The sequence below is a fragment of the Candidatus Cloacimonadota bacterium genome, assembly GCA_020532355.1.
Lineage (GTDB): Bacteria > Cloacimonadota > Cloacimonadia > Cloacimonadales > Cloacimonadaceae > UBA5456.
On sequence record JAJBBD010000216.1, the window covers coordinates 1 to 10306 of the forward strand.

The window sequence follows — 10306 nt, forward strand, 5'->3', positions numbered from 1 at the left end:
CCTTTGGGGTGGCAAGCTCTGTTTGCCACAGCGAGCGCAGCTCGCTTCTGAAGGCAGCTCCGCTGCCTCTGCCAAGCAGGAGCTTGGCAGCCCATTTCCTACTCGAACCGAAAGAGAGCCTTTTTGCGGGCTACCCACTAGGCTTAAAAGAGAGCCTTGTTTATTCCCTTACTTCCCTTGTTTCAAGTCATACATAGCGTGGGTTTATCTCGAGATTCTCCCTTATCGGCAGGATGATGGCAGCCTAAACTTGTCTTAACTCTCCGTTAAGGCATCAAGAAGGAGGTTCACATTATAGTTATTGCTAAAAAAAGTGGAATCCGGATAAATGGATTCCACTTAATAAATCGGGTTCTTATCTTATTCTTCAAACATTTCCATATCGTTCAAATTTCCTTCCAGACTATCTATCATAAATTGTGCAGATTCATGTAGTTCGCCTTCGGGATAGGTTTCTAAGAATGCTCTGAAAAGTTGTAGGGCTTGATTGTTATCTTTCATTTCTTCGGCTACAAGAAATGCCTTCATAAAGGAAGCTTTATAATCGTCTTCGCCATTGGGGAAGTTTTCGATAATCTGATCGTAGAAGATAGTGGCATCTTTGAAATTGCGGTTTCGCGAAGCGTTGTCAGCAAACTCAAAAAGTTTTTCGGCACTTAAGGTGAGCTTGATTCTTTCGGGATACTTTTTAAGGTTGTACTCTACAGCAAGTTCTTCTGTAACCGTTTCTTGCATGGTCCTTTCTTTTTCCTGTTTGATTTCTTTAAAGATGCGTGGTTCTACTTCGACTGCAGGGCGGTAAGATTTTGGAGTTTCGGAAATAGTGCGGAAAAATATTATATCTCCATTTGCCGCTTCAAATACATCAGATAGGTAACCTACGGGATTATCCCAAATGCGTTTGGAAAAGTCTTCATCCTGCATCAATCCAGTGACTACTCCATTGTTATACTGATTTTCGTAAATTGATTTACTGGGTTTGGTAGAGTATTTTTGGATGATTTTTTCGATGTCCTTTTCTTTATTCTTCTTATGAGCTTTGTTAAATTTTCGCCAGGCTTTGTTTGCCGTTTTATGATCTTCAAAGAATAACACTTGGATGCTTCTGTGAGCGGGAATAGTGTAGTTTTCTTTATTTAGTTCGTAGCGAGCTTTTACTTCTTCATCGCTTACCTCTACCTGCTCAACCACCAGTTTTTCAAAGGTTTTGCGCAGGATTATATTTTTTTGCATGGCATTGTAGTCTTCATTTTCATTGAAATACTGTTCGTAGCCCAATGCTTTTGCATCTAGCAGAAAAAGTTTCTGGATAAGTTTTTGCTCGATGAGAGCAATCGCACCCTCGCCACGAGTGTAGAAAATCTGTTCTTGAGGAGACATCTTTTCAAACTCTATCAAGATTTGTTGTACGGTTAGCTTTAGTTCATTATTCGGAGATGAAACTACCAGATCAAATTCAATTTCGCTGTTTTTAGATTTTTCCAGCAGGTTAATCTGTTCTACCAACGAACTATCAATGCTCACAGAATACTTCTGTTTGAGATTACGGCGCACTTCATCTAAAAGTTCCTTATCTTTAAGTGGGCGTAAGCGCTGTTCAACTTCTAGCTTTACTTCATCGTATAACTTTTGCCTTCCCGGAATCCAGGTGGTAGTGCGGAAAATATGCCAACCCATTTCTGTTTGGAAGGGACCATTAACCGCTTCTTGATCTACTTCTGATTCCTTGATGAAATTCTCCAGTTCGTAATCGTTACCAACGCCAGGGATGTTTCCATTAAGACGAATGTTTTTTATAACTCCCTTAAGTCCTTTTGAGTATGTGTTCTGATTGTATTTATCCGAAACATCGGCAAAAGAAGCTCCGGCTTCTAATTCGGCTTTGGCGTCCAAGGCATCTTGCTCGGTGGCAGTTTGAATGTAGAAGATGGTGATGTTTGGACTTTGGTAAAACTGCTCAAGATTTTCATTATAATACTGTTGCAAATCTTCATCGGTAAGCTCAACAAGATCTGTAACATTACGCTTGTAGTACTCCTGAAGATAGAAGCGATCTGTAAGCTCAGATAAGTGCTCAAGAACTTCTGGAGCTTGATCTATGCCCATATCCAGGGCTTTCTGATAAAAGATCTCTTCGGTTGCCACAATATCTAATACCTGAAGCTGACCACTCGTAGTTAGAAAGCGTCCCCGGTGCATTTCCGGCAATTTATTGATTTTGTTTAAAATGTCTTCTCGCAGAATGCGACCGCCATCATACTCGGCAAGGATATCGCTCTCTTGAAGCAGATTTGAGTTACTTACGGCTTTAGCCTCAGTATCCGCTGCTACTAGCATTACGGTAAACATCAGGATCATGCTAAGAGATATAAGTTTCGTTAGGGATAATGACATTCTATGCTCCTTTTATTAATTGTGTATTTTAAAAAAATGACAAAAACGCAATCTACCTAATCACGTCAAGCCTTTTATGCTTGGAATTGTACTCTGAACGTGAAATCTGGATTGTGGATGTATTATGGTGCTCGTCATCGCTCTTTCTTTGGTATCACACTTCCTTTTCGCTTGTATTTTTCATCTAAGTACATCATTAATTCTATTGTATTTTAGCTACCAGTAATAAAGTTTCGCCAGCAAGAGTTATTTAGTTTGCATGGCACCTTATAGGAATTATTAATTTCCTTTATAAGGTGACACACCCTTTATTACTGATAACTTATAAACATCCTTCAACATTCTTTTCCTTTTTTAGTATTACGGGTGCATTTGGAGTAAATTCTGTATCAGGATAGCAAGGTAGATGAGAGAATTAGTGCGCATAAGCATAATATTAGAAAGACGGTTAAAATCGGGGTATTGAGTAAAATCCCATACTACAAGGGTGGTGGAAGGGCATGTTACGATCAGAAAAAGGCCACCAAACCGATATATCGTGCATAACAATCTGCGATATATGGATGTGCAACGGTTTCTTAGAATATATATTAACATCATAGCGCCTATTGTACATTATTATAAGGCTTTGAAGAATTCTAAGTTAGATAATTATTGACAAAACCGGCAAGTGAAAAAAAATGAAAACTCAAAATGGGGCAGAAAGAAGTGTCAGATCATTTTTGAAGACTTTGGCACGCAATGTGCATATGTAGATTGGCAAGTAATAAAAAGATCCCTCAGGAGGATACTAAAATGCTCAGAAAACTGAAGAACCAGAAGGGTTTTACCCTTATCGAAGTGTTGGTGGTGGTTATTATAGTAGCCATCTTGGCAGCTATAGCGGTACCACGTTACCTGCGTTATGTGGAAAAATCCCGCAGCACAGAAGCTCAAACCGCAATCACTACTCTCCGCAAGGCCTTTGATATTCATCTTCAAACCACCGGTTCTGCCGATGGATACACCATAGAAAATGCGGTTAAAGACGCAAATATTGGTGAAGCCACCATGAAGAATTGGAAGTTTGAAGTAACCGGAAGACCTCCTCGTCAGTATGTTGCAACCTCTACTCAGGATTTTGCCGGCGGCGAAGGCAAGCAGGTTATTTATGATGTTGTGGAAGCAAAATTCCACGGCTATGGCATCGATACCTGGACTAATCCAGAGTCCGGAGGAATGGAGACCGACTAATTTAGGGAGGACGGTACTTTGACAATTCATGAACTGTTACGCTTTACCGCTGAGGCGGGAGCGTCTGACCTTCATGTTGCCGTAGGCTCGCACCCCATGGTGCGAGTCAACGGTAGAATGAAAAAACTCAACCTTCCATTACTTAGTTTGGAAGACGTAGAGAATCTGGTGTATGGAGTGATGAACGAAGTACAGCAGGAGATGTTTAGAAAGAATTTGGAAATAGACTTTTCCACAAAGCTTTCGAATGATGTTCGCTTCCGTGTAAACGCATTTCACCAAATAAATGGTATCTCAGCGGCTTTCCGTGTGATACCTAATGAGATCAAGAGCTACGATGAGTTGCGTTTGCCGGAGATTCTTAAGCGTCTTACCAGAAAAGAAAAAGGTCTTATATTAGTTACGGGACCTACCGGAAGCGGAAAATCTACAACACTTGCTACAATGATAGACAGCATCAACGATAATCGGTACTGTCATATTATAACCGTAGAAGATCCCATAGAATTTGTGCATCGCAGTAAAAACAGTTTGATTAACCAGCGCGAGCTGGGGCACGATACATGGAGCTTTACAGCCGCACTCAGAAGTGCGTTGCGTGAAGACCCTGATGTGATTCTAGTGGGTGAAATGCGCGATCTCGAAACAGTGTCACTTGCGTTGACAGCCGCAGAAACCGGTCACCTGGTTTTTGCCACATTGCACACCGGAAGTTGCACAAAATCTATCGACCGTATTATAGATATGTTCCCCAAAGAGCAACAGCAACAAGTACGCTCTATGCTTTCTGAATCTCTGGAAGCGGTGATCTCTCAAACCTTATTGCCTACCAAAGATGGCAAGGGCAGGGTGCCAGCAGTAGAAATAATGCTGGCAAATGCAGCGGTAAGAAACCTTATCCGCGAAGAGAAGACATACCAGATTCCATCAATTATTCAGGCTTCTACCAAAGAAGGAATGCAAACTAAGGATCAATCTCTGTATAACTTGGTAATGAATAACTATGTGGAACGTACTGTTGCCGAAGAAGTGGCAGAAAATCCTAAGTTATTTGCAACTGGCGCCGGTTTCTAAGGGGAAGAATTGGAATGACATCCCGCTTACACGATAATAATGCCTGCCTGCTCTTTCAAGAGCGAGGAATCACCCTTGTTGAGGTACTTGTTACAGCGGCGGTTTTGGCTGTTTTAGTTCTTTCAACTTATATAGGTATAATGTATGCCGAAAGACAGGTGGAGTTAAATCACCAATATCGAGCTGCCACTTGTCTTGCTGCGGGAGAATTGGAGCGCCAGTACTATTACAACCGCTACAATTTTGATCAAACCGAAATGAAATTGCTTCCCTATAACAACAATACTATAGAACTTACCAGATTGTCTGATGACGAACCTTTATTAGCTTCAATGAGTGTGTTGGTTTCGGATAAGCTGGAAGTTTACGGCGATCAGCAGTATAAATATAAAGAAGTAAAAGCGGTAGTTGAGTGGAATTTCCCCAACTCTCGAAATTCTCATCGCATTCAATTGCAAGAAGACCATTATCCACGGTAGAATAATGAAAAATTTAGGAATTGTAAACAACAATAAAGGAACCACATTAATTGAAATTTTGGTGGTTGTCATCATCTCTACTGTGTTGATAGCAATTTCAGCAGTGGGTATTATTGCATTTTATAACTCATATAATCGCATGAAAGCTTATGTTGACTTACAACAAGGCGTTATGAAAAGCATAAATATGATGCGTAATGGAGTCTTGATGCCCGCTAGCGATGGCAATTTGATGGGGATAGATGATTATAGCTCGAGTATAAACGAGTTTTGGGGTGCTAGCAGCGCCTTGCGCCTCGAGATTCCCAATTATAATCCCTTTTACGGATGGGGAACTCGCCTGAGGATTTATCCAGTAGTGTACACTCAACAACAAAACAACGACTTTTTGGAATATTACATTGACCAAGGAGTTATTCGCGCCACATATTCATATAATGGGGTCAATCTTTCTTCGCCTTTGTATATATTTCCCGAAAGAGAGGAAAGAGATAAAATCGAAGTTACTTCGCTTAAGTTCATCGATGCCAATAAAAGTCCTTATTATAGGAGAGCCGAAGACGAAAGCTTTCCTTTGATAGGAATTGAGATTTCTGCCCGTGCCTTGGTTAAGGACAATCCTAACGCAAACAAACGAGAGTATAAAGAAGTAACCTATAAAACCTATGTTGCCCAAAAATTCAGAGGTAGCGAGTAAATGAATTCACTGCAGATTTTACCTGAGGAGTGCCAATGCTTAGGATATTAAAAAAAGAAAACGGCAATCTTTCAATTGTAATGCTTATGGCAGTCATCGGGATGGTTTCCGGATTGACGATGTCTGGTATGGTCTTGCGGGATTTTCGTAACTACTCTCATGAGTATGAACTAGCTCAAACCAAACATCTGTTGCGAGCCGAAGCATATAGGGGACAGAACTACTTAATCAATAACCCCCTACCACTAAATGCAACTTTCATATTGCCCGCAAATGGTCAACCCAAAAGAATCGATTCTGGCAAGATTGTGCGGCATTTTAAAGTAAAGAGCCGTTTGGAAAAAAAGAAAGAGAGCACTGTTTTGGGCTCTTCCACCGGTGCTTCCACAACCGATATGGTAGATGCATTTAAGCTCGAGACTATAGTAAACGTATCTACGAGTAACAATTTTGGTAATATGAGCGGAAATAGCTCACAACTGGAAGTAGGGGCAGTATTAACTCTAAATCAAACGACCTTTGCCGAATTTATGTATTTTACAGATCAGGATACTTCCCCTGCTGGGAAAAATGTATACTTCTATGGTAAAGACGTTATTGAAGGTAAGGTTCATAGTAATTCCGATATAAGGATAAAACAAGCTGGCGGTGGTTCAAATAATGGTTGGCCCACCTTCTTAAACTTGGTAACAACATCCGGAGAGATTGTATCCGATCCTCCCGTTTATCCGGTGGAGGATGTATTTCGGGGGGGATTGATTGAAGAATACGATCAATACGATTTTCCTGCTTCTGCGGAAACCCTGAGAAGAAATGCGCAATTAAGATATGGCACATCTGGAGCTGCCGATAGAACCATCTACATGATTACGGTAAATGGCTCTGCTGGTCAGATGAATCAAGGTAATATAACAAGTCCACAGCGTGCTTGGGCAGATGTTTGGGATCCGTTTCCGCCTGATTTTCCACCCTCAGACTCATTATATAGAAATCAATTTACAGTGCAGGATACCATTTGGACAAGCCGATCCATATCCGGTTTGAATAATAAGGGTATCTTTGTCACAGGGACTTTATGGTTGGAAGGAGTTTTTTCTGGATACCAAACTTGGGGATGTTCGGAAAATATCTATCTGATTGGAGATATTAAACTTAACGGAACAGCTTTGGGCGCCTCACCAATATCTAATAGAAGAGACATGATTGGCATAGTTTCCGAGAAGTCTATCATAGTAAAATATGCTTACATGAATCCTACAGATTCGGTGCGAGTGCACCCCAATGTGGGACCACATTCTGCAGCTCCAGAACCAGCCGGTGGTGGCATTTTTATTTATGCTGCGATGTGTGCATTGGGTGATGGAGGTACATCTGAACCTACAGACGTGAATTTCAATCATGGTGTATTTACTTTTGAATATCAACATCCGCACGGATCTACGCCAGCGGTCTATATGCAAGATGATATGGGAGAGTTGTACTATTTTGATTGGATAGATTTACATCGCAGACGCTATCCGCCTACTACTGCTCAACCATGGCCGGCTGCCCTGGATTACCCTTGGTACAATCCCATCTGGCCGGAGCGCAATCCTATCGCTGAGCGAGGCACTATCAATATTTATGGAGCTGTGGCGCAACGCAGACGCGGCTTTGTACACCGCAGCGGCAATGACCCAGAATATCCGTCAAATGACGGTGTCTGGAATATTGAAGAAGATATGTGTGGAGGGCCAGTAGTTCGAACCCCATTCCTGGATCCTGTAATTCAAGGAATGGTCCTTCAAACCAGAGATTACCCTGGAGCAGATACTGGTGGAGTAGGGTATAGGAAGAATTACAATTTCGATAAACGCTTCTTAGTATCCCAACCGCTTTACTATCCCGAAGCACAACTACAGGGTGGTAAAAAGCCCATGACACATGGCACTTGGAGTGTAGTAGTTCCAGGTCGCCATCCGGATTTTAACGGTCTTAATTAAAATAGATATTAATGTATGTGGTATAAAGAGGAAATATGAAGAAGAACAAAACAGTTCGATTCAAGGAGACTGTGGGGATCGATATCGGAACCCATAGTGTAAAAATCGTACACCTCAAAAAGCTTCATGATGGCTATAAGCTACTGAACTATGAGGTGCGCCCTACCGTGCCTCAGGGGGTGGAGTATGTGCTCAGCGATCTGCGTCCGGAGCGATTTGCGCCGGTAATCGTTGAGATGCTAAAAACTCTGAGGATCTCACCCAAGTCTATCAAACATTTGGTATCATCGATAGGCGGAGACAATACCAGTATTAAACAAATAAAAACCATCTTCTTACCAGATGAAGAACTGGAATCTGCGCTCTTCTTTGAAGCCAAAAAACACATTCCAATAAGTGGATCGGACATGGTGCTCGATTATCAAGTGCTCTCGGTGGAAGAAAAGACGAACAATATGAACATCTTGCTCTCTGCTACATCCAAAGAAGTGTTGAACGAGCACACCCAGATCTTATCCACTGCAGGCCTTAGTCCGCATATCGTGGATATCGATTCGTTGGCAGTGGCAAACAGCTTCATCATGAATGCTTTTGTAGAAGAAGGTGTTTATGCTTTGCTGAATGTGGGAGCCCATAGAACCAATATGGTTATTTGGGGACCCGAAGCTAAGATGTTTGCCCGCGATATTCCCTATGGAGGATATCATTTTACCCAGGATATTATGCGCAAACGCCAAATGGATTGGGCAGAAGCTGAAGAGCACAAATTCAACCATGGCTTGTTAGACGATCCCAATAATCCAACGGTTCAAACCATTAGTATGCTGGATATAAGTGAGAAGCCTACCGAAGAGGCTATAGCCGAAGAACTACGCCGTTCACTGCGCTTCTATGTAAAAGAAGCCGGTAATAGCGATTTTCGTAAGATCCTTCTTACCGGTGGAAGTGCCAAACTTAAAGGCTTACCAGAGTTTCTCCAAGATAAGGTTAATGTGCCTACCGAGGTATTTTTGCCTTTCACAAATGTGGAAATGCCTGAAAAATTCCAAGATAAAAAGGATCCGCAACTTGCCCTTGCTATCGGCTTGGCAATGAGGATGGAGTAAGGGGAGAGCGATGACTTACGATTTCTTTTTCAAAATAAACCTGAATAAATTTGGCGAACAACGTCTGGAAAAAGAGCGGGAATCCCGCACCTTCAGAAATTCCTGTATTGTTTTTGCCATTGGCTTTATAATCGTCCTCATAGCTTGGTTCTATATTATCGAGAATACGAAGCATAAACTTGAAGCTCGCAGAAAGTATCTTGCTGAGATTCAAGCAGAGCTAAAGAGCTATCAAACCAGTAGCGATTACCTTTCTTCAAACGATTTGGATCGACTTGCTCAAACCTTTACCAATCGCATATTCTGGGCGAAAAAAATGGTTGCATTGGGTCAGGTTATTGATGCTCGACTTGCCGTACGAAGATTTAGCTACAACAACGGTATTCTTACTTTAAACGGAATAACGGAAGTAGACAAGAACGTTAAAGAGTTCGATTTGATAGATGAATTCATTCAGCGATTAAAGTCTAACCCTGAAATATACAACGATTTTCCGGAAATAAAAAGTGGACAAGTGGTAAAGCAGATAATTCGAGACACAGCCATATTTGAGTTTGTTATTGAATGTTATACTCCAGCAGCCCTCGGAGGTGTAAGATGAGAGAACGGTACCTTATACTAATTCTGTTAATGCTGGGGCTTACTGTGGCATTTGTAATGCTTACAAGCGAGAGTTTGAGAAAAAATATGGATCAGATTCATCGGATGGATGAACAGATTAAAACATCACAAGAGAAACTGAATAGCGCTCGTATTATGGACCAAGAGCTTAGCCAGTTTGCCATGATAATCGATAACAGTCTCTCCACAGAAGGGAAATTTTCTTTTGATGAGATAAACACCTTAAAAACCCAAATAGGTCAAATGGCGCATGAACGTCAGATATCCATCAATAAGCTTTCCGACACCAGTAAATGGTCTTTACCAAACCTTATTGAGAATACTTTCAACTTAGAAGTAGAGGCTACTTACAATCAAATTGGTCAGTTTATTGCCGACCTGGAATCTCAAGATAACATCATCAAGATCCAAACCTTGGATATAACCCCTGCTCAAGTTAAAGATCAGGAAGAGATTAAAGCTAATGCAGAATCTCGCTATCGTGTGTTGCTTGAGCTTTCAATTTTCAAGGTAAAGAAGGAGGTTTAAGATGCAAACAAGATTTGTAAAAGACTTGGCAATAGCCCTTATCGTGATCCTCCTTGGCTTTTTGGCAGTTCGTTTGATACTTACAAACCAAAAAGTAGCTACCATCCCCGAACATTCGGTATATAGTAGAGAATCTGTATCGGACACCCTCATGTCCAGAATACGCACTATTGAAAGCTCTATTCAGGATCG

The 10306-nt window shown here is 41.4% G+C and carries 11 protein-coding genes; 10 read left to right on the forward strand and 1 reads right to left on the reverse strand.

From position 1 onward, the window contains the following. Positions 1-259 (forward strand): hypothetical protein (locus LHW48_07375; GenBank protein MCB5260275.1); only part of this gene is annotated, 259 nt, incomplete at its 5' end. A 101-nt stretch (positions 260-360) separates the two neighbouring features. Here LHW48_07375 and LHW48_07380 read toward each other — a convergent pair. Beyond that, complete coding sequence (locus LHW48_07380) at positions 361-2394, reverse strand: peptidyl-prolyl cis-trans isomerase (protein ID MCB5260276.1); 2034 nt, start codon at positions 2392-2394, stop codon at positions 361-363. Between the two features lie 807 nt (positions 2395-3201). Here LHW48_07380 and LHW48_07385 point away from each other — a divergent pair. The 9 genes from LHW48_07385 to LHW48_07425 form a co-directional block, all read left to right on the forward strand. After that, positions 3202-3627 carry a prepilin-type N-terminal cleavage/methylation domain-containing protein gene (locus LHW48_07385; GenBank protein MCB5260277.1) on the forward strand — a complete coding sequence of 142 codons (426 nt, stop codon included), beginning with the start codon at positions 3202-3204 and terminating at the stop codon, positions 3625-3627. Between the two features lie 18 nt (positions 3628-3645). After that, positions 3646-4701, forward strand: a complete 1056-nt coding sequence (locus tag LHW48_07390; GenBank protein ID MCB5260278.1) for a type IV pilus twitching motility protein PilT — start codon at positions 3646-3648, stop codon at positions 4699-4701. 14 nt (positions 4702-4715) lie between these two features. After that, positions 4716-5180: a prepilin-type N-terminal cleavage/methylation domain-containing protein gene (locus LHW48_07395; protein MCB5260279.1), complete on the forward strand. Its 465-nt coding sequence runs from the start codon at positions 4716-4718 to the stop codon at positions 5178-5180. Positions 5181-5184: 4 nt separating this feature from the next. Then, complete coding sequence (locus LHW48_07400) at positions 5185-5877, forward strand: hypothetical protein (GenBank protein MCB5260280.1); 693 nt, start codon at positions 5185-5187, stop codon at positions 5875-5877. Between the two features lie 35 nt (positions 5878-5912). Further along, complete coding sequence (locus tag LHW48_07405; GenBank protein ID MCB5260281.1) at positions 5913-7859, forward strand: hypothetical protein; 1947 nt, start codon at positions 5913-5915, stop codon at positions 7857-7859. Positions 7860-7894: 35 nt separating this feature from the next. Continuing rightward, a complete protein-coding gene (locus LHW48_07410; protein MCB5260282.1) occupies positions 7895-8965 on the forward strand; it encodes a pilus assembly protein PilM in 1071 nt (356 codons plus the stop codon). Positions 8966-8975: 10 nt separating this feature from the next. Further along, the gene (locus LHW48_07415) at positions 8976-9566 is read left to right on the forward strand and encodes a hypothetical protein (protein MCB5260283.1); all 591 of its coding nucleotides are present in this window, start codon (positions 8976-8978) and stop codon (positions 9564-9566) included. Further along, entirely contained in the window at positions 9563-10114 is a 552-nt protein-coding gene (pilO, locus tag LHW48_07420) for a type 4a pilus biogenesis protein PilO (protein MCB5260284.1), read from the forward strand. Before LHW48_07415 ends, pilO begins: the two co-directional genes overlap by 4 nt. A gap of 1 nt (position 10115) precedes the next feature. Then, the coding region (locus LHW48_07425) for a hypothetical protein (GenBank protein MCB5260285.1) at positions 10116-10306 on the forward strand (191 nt) is incomplete at its 3' end.